The sequence below is a fragment of the Bartonella sp. MR168JLCBS genome (assembly GCF_042194175.1).
This window is the reverse complement of record NZ_JBHIMP010000305.1, coordinates 1-281: the sequence shown is the minus strand read 5'-3', so window position 1 is coordinate 281 and position 281 is coordinate 1. Positions and strand designations below refer to the sequence as shown.

Genomic DNA, 281 nt, shown 5'->3' with positions numbered 1-281 from the left:
TTTTTGCTGGATTAACCTATGGCGAAGGACAGCTTTTTACCAAAAGCCACGGTCAGCATAAAGTTTTTTGGCAAGGTCCCTCTTTGGGATGGGATTTTGGCGGTCAAGGCTCCCGTTTAATGATCTTAGTTTATGATCTCAATAATATAAATAATTTATTGGGACGCTATGGAGGTATTGCAGGTTCGGCCTATTTAGTAGCAGGTGTTGGTTTTCATGTCCTTAAACGCAAAAATATCTTATTAATTCCAGTACGTACAGGAATTGGCGCACGGCTTGGT

1 protein-coding gene is annotated in these 281 nt (G+C 40.9%); it reads left to right on the top strand.

The window, feature by feature from the left end; translation table 11 throughout:
- Positions 1–281, top strand: a 281-nt coding sequence (locus tag ACFIK8_RS11045) for an EipA family protein (protein ID WP_375669456.1), incomplete at both ends; no start/stop codon positions are given.